Genomic DNA, 13,883 nt, shown 5'->3' on the forward strand with positions numbered 1-13,883 from the left:
CGGCTACGAGCGGGAGAAGTGCGCGGCGAGCAGGGCTTTGAGCAGGTTCGGGTCGCGCTGCGTGGAGTAGGCGGAACTCGCCACGAACACGTCACGGCCGCGCACCGCGAGCGAGGTCGGGTTGGAGAGCCCCTCCTGCACCGTCAGGACCGTGCCGTGGCTGCCGTCCGGGGCGACCAGCACGACCTCGTTGGACGGGTTCAGCGCGGCGAGCACGAGGTCCGAGTGCCCGGGGAAGACGAAGTCGTCGACCCCGGTGAGGCCCGTCGCCCGGGTCTGCGCCGGCCCTGCCGAGCCGTCCGCGCCGACCGGGATGCGCAGCAGGGTGCCCCGGTCGGTGTTGGTGACCCACACCGCGTCCTTGTGCACCTTGATCCCGTCGGCGCCGAAGCCGGTGGCCGACGGGACTCCGGAGAGTTCGGTGCCCGTGGCCCAGGCGGTGGGCGTGCCGCCCGACTGCGGGACGCGCCAGACCGTGCCCAGCGCCGAGTCGGCGGCGTAGAGCACGCCGTGCCTCTCGTCGAGGGCCAGCCCGTTGGGCAGGCCCTCGGCCGGCAGCCGGGCGATCTGCTCGGGCCTGCCGCCGCCCGCCGGGATGCGCCAGACGCCGGTCCTGTCGGTGCCGGTCGCGTAGTTGACGTACAGCGTGCCGTCGTGCGCGCGGGCCAGGCCGTGCGTGACCGCGGTGTTCACGAGGGGCGTCCGGGGGTGCTTCTCGTCGGGCAGGGTGGCGAGGACCCGGACCCGGCGCTCACGGGTGACCTTGACGACCTGCCGGGCGACCGCGAAGGACATGTCGACCGCGCCGCCCCGCTCGGCGACGACGCTCTCGGGTGTCTGTCCCCGGGCCAGATCGAAATGGGCGACGGTGTGCGGGCGGGAGAGGACCGGCTCGTCGCTCGCGGCCGGAACCGCCGCGAGCAGGCCGATCGCGACCACGGCCGGGGCAACGGCGGCCCGGCGGGGGAATCGGGGCATGTGACCTCTTTCGACGGGAGCGCAAGGCTCCGGCGTACCGGTCACACCAACATGACCCCTCCCCGCCCCCGGCCAGGGGCAGCCGTGGCCGCGACGTCGCCCGCCCGGCGCACGGCGTGGCCCCGCATGCCGCGCAGCCGGGTGACGGCCCCGCTCAGTTCCACATCGGGTAGTTCATGACCTGCGTGTATCCCTCCGGGCGTGCGCCGGAGTAGGTCAGGTTCATCCGCGTGAAGTGCTGCACGTTCGGGTGCTTCGTCCAGGCCGTCGGGCGGTCGAGCCGCACGGTCACCGGATACTTGTGGAACTTCCCGGCCGCGCAGTACGGCTTGCAGTCGTTCACCACGTTGACGCCCTGGGCGACCGCCGTCCTGTCGTTCCACTGCGTCCAGTGCATGCCGGTGAGGAGGCTGTTGCCGTCGCCGCAGGCCAGCATGAAGTCGGTCGGCCGGAACCGCTGGTGCCAGAGGCAGTCGACGAGCACCGGGTGCTGGACGGAGGCCCGCGACGCGGACGGTGTCGGCGGCGTCGCGGACGCCGTCGTCATGCCTGCCGTGAGCAGCAGGGCCGCCCCGAGTCCGATCGCCGTTCCCACCACTGGTCTGCGCATGGTCGCTCCCGCCCGTTCGGCCGTACCTTTCCCTTCGACGCTACGACCGTCCCGCGAGATGTACCACTTGCGGCGTATTCGCGACTCCGTTCATGTCGTGGTCGCCGGTGGAGCGGGAGGCGACCTGGGTGATCAGGCCGAGCACCAGGAAGACCCAGACCAGGACCTTGGCGGCGGTGTCGAGGACCAGGGGCCGGGTGGCGGAGCGCACCTGCTCCCCGGCGGCCGGCGAGTCGCCGAGGAGCCCCTTCGGGTAGACGGGCGTCAGCATGCTGATGTAGGCGCCGAACCGCATCCGGTAGCGGGCGACCGCGGCCGTCGCCCCGAAGACCGGCGCGGGCAGCCGGCCCAGCACGATCCCGATGATCCAGAAGATCCAGCACACCGCGAACCAGCCGGCCGCCGCGAGGTTGGCGACGATCGCCGCCGGGATCATCAGGATCAGCCGGAACAGCACCGCGAGCCGGTTCAGGGTGGCGGGCCGCAGCTCGATCTGCACCGGGAAGTCGGGTGCGGTGAGGGCGAACGGCGGATACCGGTCCACCAGGAGCATGGAGCCGGCCGCGACCCGGGTCTCGTAGGCGAGGTACCTGCCGAGGAACGAGGCGATCGGGTCGGGCAGCCGGCCCAGCACGAGCGCCGCGAACCAGCCGGCCACCGTGACGAAGAACGCCGCGATGCCGAGGAAGAGGAGCACGACGTACTGCGGGACCAGCAGCGGCCAGCGCAGCAGCACCGTCCAGCGGCGCTGCCGCGCCGGCGCCGGGATGTCGAGCGCCGGCCGCCACTCCGGGCCGTCCGCGGTGGCGGGCGGACGTGGTCCCCAGCTCTGCGTCATGAGTCCTCCCGGCGTCCGGCCGCGGCGGATGGCCTCTCCATCGTGCGGCGGAACGACGGCCCCCGCCAGGGTGGACCGGGCGAACTCAGCCGTGTTTCACGGTCAGGCCGTAGAACGCGACCCGGGCGCCGTTGGTCGTGCTGTCGGAGGACGACTGGTTGTACGAGCCCGCCTTGAAGTACTGCTTGTACGGGTTGAAGGAGGACGGAATGGCGTAGTGCGTCGTAGTGCCGTTGACGGTCAGGTCGATGGTGTTCCCGCCGGAGACCGCGATGGTGTACGTCCAGGTCTTGCCGATCGACACGTGGCCCACGCTGTGCGAGGTCTGGCCGCCGTCCGGGGAGTTCTCGGTGCCGAGCACGATGTCGCCGTTGGAGCGGTAGTACAGCTCGAGGAGCGGCTTGGTGGAGGAGCCGCCGGTGCCGAGGTGGATCTGGCCCACGCACACGTTCTTGGTCACCGAGACCACCCGCAGCGTCGCGCTCATCCTGTGGCTGCCGCTCAGCGACCAGTTGGCGGCGCTGCCGTCCCGGTTCATCTCGCGCAGTTCGGAGCGGGCGTAGTTGGAGTTCGGGGTGGTGACTCCCTTCTCGGGCGCCCAGAAGGTCATCGCGCCGTCGCGGGTGTCGGTGTAGAAGTACGCGTCCTGGTAGCCGTTCGCGCCCTGCAGCCGGGACGAGGAGATGGTGGTCGGCGACCCGGGGGAGCCGACCGGCTCCTGGAGCTGCCATACGGACAGGTCGAAGTTGCCGCCGGGTGCGACGTTCGGGTCCGCCGCGTCCGCGCTGCCGCCGAACAGGACGGTGAGCGCGAGGGCGAGGCCCGCGGCGGTGGGTGCCGCGAGCAGCCGGGAACGGTTCACGTGGGGGGTCCTTTCGTTAGAGGGCGGCGTCCGGAGCCCACTCACGGGTGTTCATGTGTGTGAACTCCGGACGCATCCATAACCGTCGTGACCCGTGAAGCTAAAGGTCCGGACCAGCCCCGTCAAGGGGTTCAGCAGGCACCCTCGTCCTGCCAGGGACCCCACTCGGAGGCGCCGGGCACCTCGTTCTGGGTCCACCACTTGGCCTTCCAGTTGTGGCTGTTGTACGAGACCTCGTTCCCGGCCGTGTACACCGCCGTCGCGCTCCAGGCGGTCTTGCACGAGGTGGGGGTGGGTGTCGGGGTCGGCGTGGGGGTGGGCGTGGTGGTCGGCGGGGTGACCCCGGCGAACTTCACCGAGTACTTGGCGAAGTCCCAGGCGCCCTGCGCCACGCTGGAGCAGGTGCCCGACGTGGTGCCGTTGTTGTCGACCGGGGTGCACTGGCGGTCCCGGTTCAGGGACCAGAACGTGAAGCGGTCCATGTTGTGGCTCGTCGCGTAGTCGAGCACGGTCTGGAAGTCGGCCTGGGTGAAGTACTCGCCGGTGTCGCTGCGGCCGTTCATCCCGGAGAAGCCCTCGTGGGCGTAGGCGGTCGCCTGGTCCCAGCCGAAGGTCGACTGGAGGATCGAGTTGAAGTTGGTGAGCGCGCTGGTCTGCGAGGCCGCCCCGCTGAAACCGCCGTCGAACGGCATGATGGAGAAGTTGTTGGGCGTGAACCCCTGCGACTTCGCCTCCAGCAGCATCTGCTTGCCGAACCAGCCGGTGCCGTCCGCCGTGCCGGCCGTCGTCACCGACACGTACAGGCCCGGGTTGTTCTGCTGGAGGATCTTCGCGGCGCCGATCTCGTTCCTGATCGCCGCGGTGTTCTCGTACTCCGGCTCCTCCAGGTCGAAGTCGATGGCGTGCAGCCCGTACTTGGTGATGACCTGCTGGTAGGCCGCCGCGGTGGAGGCCGCGTCCGCGCAGGTCTGCCCCAGCTTGGTGCCGCCGTAGCCGCCGATGGAGACGGAGACGTCACCGCCCTTGGCCCGGATCGTGTTGATCACCGACTGGACGGCGGTGTCCGAGGAGACCGCCGAGGTGCCGCCCCAGGTGGGCGAGCAGCCGCCGCCGTTGGGGGCCAGCACGAACGCCAGCTGGAAGGCCTTGAGGCCGGTGGCGTCCATGATGGCGGCCGCGTCCGGCGGGTTGTTGTCCAGCGGCATCAGGTAGGGGGCGGCGGCGTACCACCGGTTGCTCAGCGCCGTGGTCGCGCCCGAGGCGCTGCTCGCGACGAGCGCGGTGGTGCCGGCGGCGGCGAGGGTGACGGCGGCAGCCGCGCCCAGACATGCGCGAAGGGGTCTCACTGGTGCCTCCAGGGGGCCGGGGAGGTGTGGGGTGGGTCCCAGCTTCCGGAGATGTCGCGGTCACGTCAATGAATTGGACTGGACCAAAGCTCACTTTGGACTAGACCATACGATCTCTTTACCTGGCGGCGCGGAGCACTTCCAGCGTCCCGAACCGCACCTTCACACCGGGCGACCAGAGCACGCTGACCGGCGGCCCGGCCATCTCCGGCAGGCCTGCCGCCGTCACCAACCCGTCCTCCAGGTCGAGGAGTTCCGCACGGTGCAGCGGCCAGGGCGCGTGCTCGTTCGGCAGGTACGCGGTACGGCCGTGCCAGGTCACGTGCAGCCCCCAGCGCGCGGTCAGGAAGTGCTCGAGCGGCGACGGCTCGGCGACCGGCGCCCCGATCCGCACGACCGCCCGGCTCGCGGCAGCCGGGCGCCGCCGCCGGCAGGTGTAGGTGATCACATCGCCCTCGCGGCGCAGCCCCATCGCGGACCAGACGTACGGCAGCCGGAACCCCAGCCGGCCCACCAGCACCGGGAGCAGCCGGGTCGCGTCGAGCGACCTGAACACCACCCCGCGCCGGCCCTGCCCGTCCACCGAGTACAGCCGTACGTTCGTCTCGCAGAAGGTGCCCAGATACGGCAGCCCCGGCCCCGGACCGAAGCCCGTGCCCCGCATCAGGAACGGGACGAGCCCGACGTAGGTGACCCCGTCCAGGGTGTCCGGCCGGGTGCCGGCGGGCAGCAGCCCCGCCACCTTCTCCGGCTCCACCGGCCAGTGCAGAAAGGTCAGTTGGTGCCACCCCTGGACCATCGTCGGCAGCCGGACGGGGCGCGGGGTGGACGGGGTTACGGGCTCGGTCGCCACGGTCTCCATGGCACCGGTGATAGCACGCCAGTGCGAGTTGAAGGGGGCGTTCCGCGAGAGTGCGGCGGCGGCGTTGCCGACAGGTCCCGGAGGAGTTCGTGGAAGGTGCGCTCGGTCCGGACGCCGACGCCGTACGGCAGTTGGCCCGCGAGCCGGTCGCGCACGACTCTGGTCACCGCTCCCACCTTGGGCTACCGTCGGTAACACCCTGCCGTCCCGGCAGTCCCAGTCATGTCTCCCGCACCGCCCGCATCCGTACGGAAGGCAACCCCCCATGGAGATTCCCAGCGCAGGCGCCGCCGCGGCCGAAGGCTCCGAGCAGTCGTCCCGGTTCACCCGCCGTCAGGTCCTGACGGTGGCCGGCGGTGCTCTCGCCGGTCTGACCCTCGGCCAGGCCGGGGCGTTCGCCGCCGAGTCGCAGGACGCGGACGCGATCGTCGTCGGCCACGGCCTCGCCGGCCTGGTCGCCACCGCCGAACTCGCCGCCGCCGGCCGCAAGGTGCTGCTGCTCGACCAGGAGCCGGAGGCCAGCCTCGGCGGCCAGGCGTTCTGGTCCTTCGGCGGACTGTTCTTCGTCGACTCCGACGAACAGCGGCTGATGGGCGTCAAGGACTCGCGCGACCTGGCCTGGCAGGACTGGCTCGGCACGGCGGGCTTCGACCGGGGCGTCGACGACCCGAACGGCCAGGACTACTGGGCCTACAAGTGGGCCCAGTCCTATGTGGACTTCGCCTCCGGCGAGAAGCGGTCCTGGCTCTCCGGCCTGGGCGTGCAGTGGTTCCCGATCGTGGGCTGGGCCGAGCGCGGCGGCGGCCTCGCCGACGGCCACGGCAACTCCGTGCCCCGCTTCCACGTGACCTGGGGCACCGGCCCGGCCGTCGTCGAACCCTTCGAGAAGAAGGTCCGCGCGGCGGTCGCCGCCGGCAAGGTGACCTTCAAGTTCCGCTACCGGGTGGACGAGTTGGTGACCACCGGCGGTGCGGTGACCGGGGTCCGGGGCGCGGTCCTGGAGCCCAGCAGCGCGACCCGCGGCACGCCCAGCAGCCGTACCGTCGTCGGCGACTTCGAGCTGCGGGCCCCGGTCGTGGTGGTCACCTCGGGCGGCATCGGGGCCAACCACGACCTGGTACGGCAGAACTGGCCGGCCCGGCTCGGCACCCCGCCCAAGTTCATGGTGACCGGCGTCCCCGCGCACGTGGACGGCCGGATGCTCGGCATCACGGCCCAGGCGGGCGGCCGGATCGTCAACCCCGACCGGATGTGGCACTACACCGAGGGCCTGCGCAACTACGCCCCGATCTGGCCCAACCACGGCATCCGCATCCTGCCCGGCCCGTCCTCGATGTGGTTCGACGCCAAGGGCCGCCGCTTCGGCACGCCCGACATCCCCGGCTACGACACCCTGCACACCCTCGGCTCGATCACCGCCTCCGGCTACGACTACTCCTGGTTCGTCACCACCCAGAAGATCATCGCCAAGGAGTTCGCGCTCTCCGGCTCCGAGCAGAACCCCGACCTGACCAACAAGAACGTCTGGCAGCTGCTCTCCCGGATCTGGCAGACCCCGGAGCCCATCGAGAAGTTCAAGAACAAGGGCGCCGACTTCGTGGTCGCCGACAACCTCGCCGACCTCGTCACCGGCATGAACAGGCTGACCGGCGACAACCTCATCGACCTCGCCGACCTCAAGCGGCAGATCGAGGCCCGCGACCGGGAGATCGACAACCCGTACAGCAAGGACGTCCAGGTCCAGGGGATCCGCAACGCGCTCAGCTACATCGGCGACTCCCTCAGCCGTACCGCGCCGATCCACAGGATCCTGGACACCAGCGCCGGCCCGCTGATCGCCGTCCGGCTGAACATCCTCACCCGCAAGACCCTCGGCGGCCTCCAGACCGACCTCTCCGGACGCGTCCTGGACAGCGGCGGCTCGCCCGTCCCCGGTCTGTACGCGGCCGGTGAGGTGGCCGGCTTCGGCGGCGGCGGGGTGCACGGCTACCGCTCGCTGGAGGGCACCTTCCTCGGCGGCTGCCTCTTCTCCGGCCGGCAGGCGGGCCGCGCGGCGGCCGCGGCGACGGCGACCTGACGGCCATGGCGACGGCGACCTGACAGAAAAGACCGGAGAAGTCCGAGTCACCCCACCCCCAACCCGCCCCGACAGTGGCACCCTTGACAGCGTGCGTACTGTTTCGCCACGTTTGAGCGACACCTCCGGACCGGCGACCCCGTCGCCGGTCCGGGCACAAGGGTGTACGGCGGGGAACAGGAGCTGTTCGTAGAGACGGCAGAACGCGGAACACGCGTTGTGGGGGGAGAGGTCGCCCGTGCGATCCATGCGATCCAGAGGCCAGTGCAGTCATGCGTCACCCATCTCGTCGGCCGAGGGGCGGTTGATCTGAGGTGGACATCACGATCCACAGACCCGGCGAGCTGACCGAGCCGCTCCGCCGGGCCTGGCACCAGGCGATGGACGAGTCGCCGGAGTACGCCAACCCCTTTCTGGCCCCGGAGTTCACGATCGGCGTCGGCAGACACCGGGCCGGCGTGCGGGTGGCGGTCCTGCGCGAGGGCGGGGAACCCGTCGGCTTCCTCCCGTACGAGCGCAACGCCCTCGGCGTCGGCCGGGCCGTCGGTCTCGGCCTCTCCGACTGCCAGGCGCTGGTGCACCGGCCCGGAGTCGTCTGGGACGCCCAGGAGCTGCTGGGCGCCTGCGGGATGTCCATCTTCGAGTTCGACCACCTGGTCGCCGAGCAGAGACCTTTCGCCCCCCACGTGACCGGCACCTTCGCCTCGCCGGTGATCGACGTGAAGCCCGGCGACGGCGGCTACCCCGAGTGGCTGCGCGCCACCTACCCGGGCCTGGCGAAGACCACGCTGAAGAAGGAACGGCGCCTCGGCCGCGACCTCGGCGACCTGCGCTTCGAGTTCGACGAGCGCGACCCCGCGGCCCTGCGCACCCTGATGCGCTGGAAGTCCGCCCAGTACCGGCGGACCGGACGCATGGACCGCTTCTCCCGCCCCTGGATCGTCGACCTCGTGGACCACCTCTTCCACGTCCGCGAGGAGCACTTCACCGGCGTGCTGTCCGTGCTCTACGCCGGCGACCGCCCGGTGGCCGCGCACTTCGGCCCGCGCTCGGCCACCGTGCTCGCCGCCTGGTTCACCGCCTACGACCCCGAACTGCACTACTACTCGCCGGGGTTGATGATGCACCTGCGCACCGCCGAGGCGTCGGCGCGCGGCGGTGTCACCCTGGTCGACCTCGGGCGCGGCGACAAGGAGTACAAGGACTGGCTCAAGACCCGCGAGCTGCGGGTGGGCGAGGGCTTCGCCACCCGCACCCACCCGGTGGCCGCGGCGCACCGCCTGTGGCGCCGGCCGGTCCGCGGGCTGCGCAACACCGTCCTCGCCCACCCCCGGCTGCGCGACCCGGCGGACCGGCTGCTGAAGACGGTCGGCACGCTGCGCGCGTCCCGCCACCCGGACGGCCTGCGCAAGGGGTGAACCGACCCGTCCGGCGACGGCCGCCCGTGCCCGGCCGTCGCCGTCACGGCCGACCGCTCGCCCGCCGTTCGCACTATGATCCTGTAAAGGTTGAAACCTAGGGGTTTGCCCTGGTAGCGATGGAGCCTCGGCCGGAGTGAGCCATGCCCCGCAAGCGTGCAACGGACGACGACGAGCTGCTGGCCAGACTGAGGTCGCTCACCGCCCAGGCGCGCGAGCGGGCCGCGTACCAGCGTTCGCAGGTTGAGCTGGCCGTCGCCCTCCAGCGCGGCATGCTGCCCCGGGACCTGCCCGACACCCCCCGCTTCCACCTGGCCGTCCGGTACGCGCCCGCCTGCTACGGGCTCAACGTGGGCGGCGACTGGTACGACGCCTTCACGCTGCCCGACGGCCACATCGGCCTGTCCATAGGCGACGTCCAGGGACACAACATCGAGGCGGCCGCGTTCATGGGGCAGGTCCGGGCGGCCATGCGGGCGCTCGCCTCGGTGACCAGCGAGCCGGGCGAACTCCTCGCCCGCACCAGCGACCTCCTGGTCTCCCTGGGCAGCGACCTCTTCGCGACCTGCACCTTCATGCGGCTCGACCCGGAGACCGGGTTGCTGGAGAGCGCCCGGGCCGGTCACGTCCCGTTCGTGTGGGCCACCGCCGACGGGAAGTCCGGGCTCGGCGAGGACGAGGGCGGACCGCCGCTGGGCATCGAGTCCGGTATGGAGTACCCGGTGGCCAGGTACCGGCTCACCACCGGCGGCATGGTCGTGCTGCTCACGGACGGGGTGGTGGAGGGGCCGTCGCTGCCCATCGAGGAGGGGCTCGACCAGGTGGTGCGGCTCGCGGGCGTCGCCGCCGTCGCGGGCCTGGAGGCGCAGTCGCTGGCCGCCGCCGTGATCAAGGGCGCGGAACGGGTGGGCCACGAGGACGACGCGGCCGTGCTGGTCATGGGCCACGAGGACCTGGACGCCACGCCCTAGCCTCCGGGCTCGGTGCAGCCTCCGGGTCCGGTACAGCCGCCGGGCCCGGTACGCCTCCGCCGGACCGGTCGCGGGCGGCTCCCGCCTCGCCGAGACGGCCGCCTCGGTGTGTGATGGCTGGTGTGGTGGGTAACCAGGAGCTGCGCCGCCCGGCCGTCGTCGCCCTCCGGACGCTGGCCGTCGCCACCTGCTACTTCGCGGCAGGACGGCTCGGCCTGCTGTGCCGGCTCACCGTCGAGGGCGCCGTCTTCACCCCCATCTATCCGCCGACGGGTGTGGCGCTGGCCTGTCTGCTGGTCTTCGGCCTGGGCTGCTGGCCGGGCGTCTCGCTCGGCGCCCTCTTCCTCGTGCTGTCGATCGGCTCGCCCGGGCCCGACCTCGTGGGCATCCTCGTCGGCAACACCGCCGGTCCGGTCTGCGCCTTCCTGCTGCTGCGCCGGGTCGGCTTCCGCACCGACCTGGGCCGGCTGCGGGACGGGCTCGCCCTGGTCTTCCTCGGCGCGCTCGCCGCCATGCTGGTCAGCTCCACCGTCGACGTGATCACGCTGATCTTGGTCGGCAAGCTCGACGCGAGCCATTTCTGGCCGATCTGGCTGGCGTGGTGGGTCGGCGACGCGATGGGCGTCCTGATCGTCACCCCCGTCCTGCTGGCGCTGTTCCAAGCCCGTCGGCCCCCGTCCCCGGGCCGCTGGCCGGAGGGTCTGGCTCTCACGCTCGTCGCGGCGGCCCTGATCCCGCTGACCACGCTCAGCTCCGTGAGCGCGCTGTTCCTCGCCTACCCGCTGCTGATCTGGTCCGCGCTGCGGTTCCGGCTGATGGGGAGCGTGCTGTGCGCCCTGTTCACCTCGGTCGTGGCCGCGGTCGCCGCGACGCACGGGGTCGGCGCGTTCGCCCGCCTGTCCCACGTGGAGGTGATGCTGAAGCTGCAGCTGTTCAACGGCTCGCTGGCCCTGACCGCGCTGCTGCTGTCGGCCGTCATCACCGAGCAGCACAACACCCGGCGCTCCGTGGCGGAGGCCTGCACGGAACTGGCCGAGGCCCTGGAGCACCTCACCGCGCACGAATCCCCGGCCGGGCGCGCCCCGCCGGAGGCGGCGGAACCGCGGAGCGGGCGCGACGCGCGGTGACCGACGCCGAGGGGGGACCGGGCGAGCCGCCCGGTCCCCCCTCGGAAAGATCCCGGCCCGGGACCGGGATCAGACGGTGCCGCTCGCCGTGATCTCGACCTTGGCCTTGGGGGTGCCGCTCTGCGAGCCGTAGCCCTCGATCCGGTCGACGATGTCCTGGCCCTCGACGACCTCACCGAAGACCACGTGCTTGCCGTCCAGCCAGGACGTCACGACGGTGGTGACGAAGAACTGCGAGCCGTTGGTGTTCTTGCCCGCGTTGGCCATGCTGAGCAGGTACGGACGGTCGTGCTTGAGTTCGAAGTTCTCGTCCTTGAACTTCTCGCCGTAGATGCTCTTGCCGCCGGTGCCGTCACCGCGGGTGAAGTCACCGCCCTGGAGCATGAACTGGGGGATGATCCGGTGGAAGCCGGAACCGGCGTACCCGAAACCGTGCTGCCCGGTGGCGAGCTCACGGAAGTTGCGGGCCGTGTCGGGCACCACCTTGTCGAACAGGCTGAACACGATCCGGCCGGCCGGCTCGTTGTTGATCGAGATGTCGAAGTAAACGTTGTCGCTCATGCAGGTCAACCTATCGCGAACCGTCCTACGGGGCCGCACAGCCCGGGGTGTCGGGCCGCCGGGGCCGCTCACCGGTCCAGCAGGGCGCGCAGCAGCTCCCGGCCCGCGGGCCAGTCGCCGAGTCCGCTCGCGGAGTTCAGGTGCCCGTGCGCGCCGACGGAGTGCCACGGCGCCAGCCAGCCCGAGGCCAGCGCTGCGGAGGCCGCCGCGTCGCCGTAGGGGTCGTCGTCGCTCGCCACCACCAGGGCCGGGCCGGGCAGTGGGCGGGCCGTCAGCTCCAGGAAGGTCGGCGCGGCGGCGGCGGGGAAGGCCGGTCCCCGCGGATCGGGCGGCGCGGCCAGGAACGCCGGGACCCGCGCGGGCCGTACCCGCGCCAGCCACTCGGCCGCCGCCCAGCAGCCGAGGCTGTGCGCCACGAGCACCACCCGGTCGTCCCGCGCCGCCGCGACGTCGTGCGCGGCCTGCACCGCGTCCACCCAGTCCCGCAGGCCGGGCCGGCTCCAGGACCCCGGGGCGATCCGCACCGCCGTGTCGCCCCAGGCCCGCTCCCACCGGCTCTGCCAGTGCCTGTCGTCCGACCCGTCGATCCCGGGGATGATGACGTACGCGACCACGGCCGACCGCCCTTTCCTTCGTGACCCGGCGCTCTCCGGGTCCCTCCTGCGGCCGATTCTGGACGGACCAGTGGCGGCGGCACGGCCCGGCAAGTGATCCAGAGGAAAGCGGGGACGACGACGATGGAATCACTCGACGACATCGACCGGGCCATCCTGGAGCTGCTCCAGACCGAGGGCCGGCTCACCGGAGCCGAGGTCGGACGGCGGGTCGGGCTCTCCCAGCCGGCGGCGGGCGCCCGGATCCAGCGGCTGGAGAAGAGCGGTGTCATCACCGGCTACCGGGCCGTCGTCGCCCCCGCCGCGCTCGGGCTCAACATCCACGCCGTGGTCCGGCTGCGCACCACGCACGCGCAGCTGCCGATGGCGCTCGCCCTCGCCGCCCGGACCCCGGAGGTCGTCTCGACGCTCCGGGTGACCGGCGAGGACTGCCTGCTCTTCGACGTGCACTGCACCCACGCCGAACGCCTGGAGGAGGTGGTGGACTCCCTGGCCCGCCACGGCCCGGTCACCACGTCCCTCGTCCTGCGCGGCTACCCGCCCAAGCCGCTGCCCACGAACCCGTAGTCACGAACCCGCAGTCACGAACCCGCAGTCACGAACCCGCAGTCACGAACCCGTGCCCACGTACGCGTAGCCGCGAGCCCCTGGCCACGGATTCTCAGTAGCGCCGCTCCAGCCGGTCGAGCACCGCCTGGGCCATGGCCGCCTCGCCCTTGGCGTTGGGGTGGGCGGGTGCGGCCGGGGAGGCCGGCTGGAGGGGCTCGATCCAGCGGTCGGCGGGTGCCTTGCACATGTCGTGGCCGACGGTCGGGCCGTAGGTGTCCACGTACCGTGCGCCGTTCCAGGCGGCGACCAGGCGCAGCATGAGGTTCAGCCGCTTGCCGGTGTCCCGGAGGTAGGGGAAGTCCTTGGCCGCGAAGGGCACCGTCGGGTAGCAGCCGCTGCCGTCGTCGGGCAGCAGGTCGGGGTAGCCGACCACCAGGATCCGGGCGTGCGGGGCCCGGGCGCGGATCGCCCGCAGCACCTTGTCGACCTTGGGCGCGGTCTGTGCGATGTCGAGCACCAGCTGGTCGGTGCCGGAGGCGTTGTAGTACTGCTGGCAGGGGTTGCCCGTCAGGTCCTTGGAGCTGAGGGCCGCGCAGGTGCCGATGATCGAGCTGAACCCGATGTCGTTGCCGCCGATCTGGACGGTCACCAGGTCGGTGCTCCGCTGCACGGCGTCGAGCTGGGGGCCGTTGGTGCCCTGTGCCTTCCACATCTCGGCGGTGGTCGCCCCGGAACAGCTGACGTCCTTGAACGCGCTCACATGCCGGGCCGCCGCCACCAGCGAGGGGTAGTTGTGGTCGGAGCGGGCGCAGTTGGCGTCGACCTGCGTCGGGATCAGCGGACCCGAGGTGTAGGAGTCGCCGAGCGCCACATAGCTGGTGCCGCGGTCGTGGCCGGTGCCGTGGCCGCCGCCGTGTGCCGCGGCCGGTGCCGTGGACGCGGCCACCAGGGCGCAGCCGCCCAGCGCCGCCGCCACGGTGGCCTTCCGCCGGTGCCGTCTGGCCGGACCGTCGGACGGGATGCCGTACGCCATGCAGATCCCCCCTGGAACCAGGACGCGCACGGAACCG

General features: G+C 71.9%; 14 protein-coding genes. 5 read left to right on the forward strand and 9 right to left on the reverse strand.

The annotated features are described in order from the left end of the window. Nucleotides 1-3 precede the first annotated feature (3 nt). The 6 genes from ACGF5O_RS31745 to ACGF5O_RS31770 form a co-directional block, all read right to left on the reverse strand. On the reverse strand, nucleotides 4-978 hold the full coding sequence (locus ACGF5O_RS31745) for an SMP-30/gluconolactonase/LRE family protein (RefSeq protein ID WP_393813322.1): 975 nt from the start codon (nucleotides 976-978) through the stop codon (nucleotides 4-6). A 154-nt stretch (nucleotides 979-1,132) separates the two neighbouring features. Further along, nucleotides 1,133-1,588 carry a hypothetical protein gene (locus tag ACGF5O_RS31750; protein ID WP_362586930.1) on the reverse strand — a complete coding sequence of 152 codons (456 nt, stop codon included), beginning with the start codon at nucleotides 1,586-1,588 and terminating at the stop codon, nucleotides 1,133-1,135. 40 nt (nucleotides 1,589-1,628) lie between these two features. Beyond that, the gene (locus tag ACGF5O_RS31755; protein ID WP_393813323.1) at nucleotides 1,629-2,426 is read right to left on the reverse strand and encodes a DUF4389 domain-containing protein; all 798 of its coding nucleotides are present in this window, start codon (nucleotides 2,424-2,426) and stop codon (nucleotides 1,629-1,631) included. Between the two features lie 85 nt (nucleotides 2,427-2,511). Then, nucleotides 2,512-3,288, reverse strand: a complete 777-nt coding sequence (locus ACGF5O_RS31760; protein WP_393813324.1) for a polysaccharide lyase family 7 protein — start codon at nucleotides 3,286-3,288, stop codon at nucleotides 2,512-2,514. Nucleotides 3,289-3,419: 131 nt separating this feature from the next. Then, nucleotides 3,420-4,634, reverse strand: a complete 1,215-nt coding sequence (locus tag ACGF5O_RS31765; RefSeq protein ID WP_393813325.1) for a carbohydrate-binding protein — start codon at nucleotides 4,632-4,634, stop codon at nucleotides 3,420-3,422. A 118-nt stretch (nucleotides 4,635-4,752) separates the two neighbouring features. Then, a complete protein-coding gene (locus ACGF5O_RS31770) occupies nucleotides 4,753-5,496 on the reverse strand; it encodes a YqjF family protein (protein ID WP_393813326.1) in 744 nt (247 codons plus the stop codon). Nucleotides 5,497-5,761: 265 nt separating this feature from the next. Here ACGF5O_RS31770 and ACGF5O_RS31775 point away from each other — a divergent pair, with 265 nt between their 5' ends. The 4 genes from ACGF5O_RS31775 to ACGF5O_RS31790 all read left to right on the forward strand — a co-directional run bounded on the left by ACGF5O_RS31775 (nucleotide 5,762) and on the right by ACGF5O_RS31790 (nucleotide 11,089). Further along, nucleotides 5,762-7,573, forward strand: coding sequence for an FAD-binding dehydrogenase (locus ACGF5O_RS31775; protein ID WP_393813327.1), 1,812 nt, complete (start codon nucleotides 5,762-5,764; stop codon nucleotides 7,571-7,573). Between the two features lie 314 nt (nucleotides 7,574-7,887). Beyond that, on the forward strand, nucleotides 7,888-8,991 hold the full coding sequence (locus ACGF5O_RS31780; protein ID WP_393813328.1) for a GNAT family N-acetyltransferase: 1,104 nt from the start codon (nucleotides 7,888-7,890) through the stop codon (nucleotides 8,989-8,991). A 143-nt stretch (nucleotides 8,992-9,134) separates the two neighbouring features. Then, on the forward strand, nucleotides 9,135-9,962 hold the full coding sequence (locus ACGF5O_RS31785) for a PP2C family protein-serine/threonine phosphatase (protein ID WP_393813329.1): 828 nt from the start codon (nucleotides 9,135-9,137) through the stop codon (nucleotides 9,960-9,962). Nucleotides 9,963-10,075: 113 nt separating this feature from the next. Then, the gene (locus tag ACGF5O_RS31790) at nucleotides 10,076-11,089 is read left to right on the forward strand and encodes an MASE1 domain-containing protein (protein ID WP_393813330.1); all 1,014 of its coding nucleotides are present in this window, start codon (nucleotides 10,076-10,078) and stop codon (nucleotides 11,087-11,089) included. A gap of 69 nt (nucleotides 11,090-11,158) precedes the next feature. Here the strand turns inward: ACGF5O_RS31790 and ACGF5O_RS31795 are convergent, their stop codons facing one another. Together ACGF5O_RS31795 and ACGF5O_RS31800 are read right to left on the reverse strand one after the other, a co-directional pair. Beyond that, nucleotides 11,159-11,650: a peptidylprolyl isomerase gene (locus ACGF5O_RS31795; protein ID WP_393813331.1), complete on the reverse strand. Its 492-nt coding sequence runs from the start codon at nucleotides 11,648-11,650 to the stop codon at nucleotides 11,159-11,161. 68 nt (nucleotides 11,651-11,718) lie between these two features. Next, nucleotides 11,719-12,264, reverse strand: a complete 546-nt coding sequence (locus ACGF5O_RS31800; RefSeq protein ID WP_393813332.1) for an RBBP9/YdeN family alpha/beta hydrolase — start codon at nucleotides 12,262-12,264, stop codon at nucleotides 11,719-11,721. A 123-nt stretch (nucleotides 12,265-12,387) separates the two neighbouring features. Here ACGF5O_RS31800 and ACGF5O_RS31805 point away from each other — a divergent pair, with 123 nt between their 5' ends. Further along, a complete protein-coding gene (locus tag ACGF5O_RS31805; RefSeq protein ID WP_393813333.1) occupies nucleotides 12,388-12,831 on the forward strand; it encodes an Lrp/AsnC family transcriptional regulator in 444 nt (147 codons plus the stop codon). A gap of 94 nt (nucleotides 12,832-12,925) precedes the next feature. On the opposite strand, the gene ACGF5O_RS31810 is transcribed toward ACGF5O_RS31805, so the two are convergent. After that, the gene (locus ACGF5O_RS31810) at nucleotides 12,926-13,846 is read right to left on the reverse strand and encodes an SGNH/GDSL hydrolase family protein (protein ID WP_393813334.1); all 921 of its coding nucleotides are present in this window, start codon (nucleotides 13,844-13,846) and stop codon (nucleotides 12,926-12,928) included. Nucleotides 13,847-13,883: the final 37 nt, after the last annotated feature.

It is taken from the genome of Streptomyces sp. NPDC048291 (genome assembly GCF_043201715.1).
Lineage (GTDB): Bacteria > Actinomycetota > Actinomycetes > Streptomycetales > Streptomycetaceae > Streptomyces.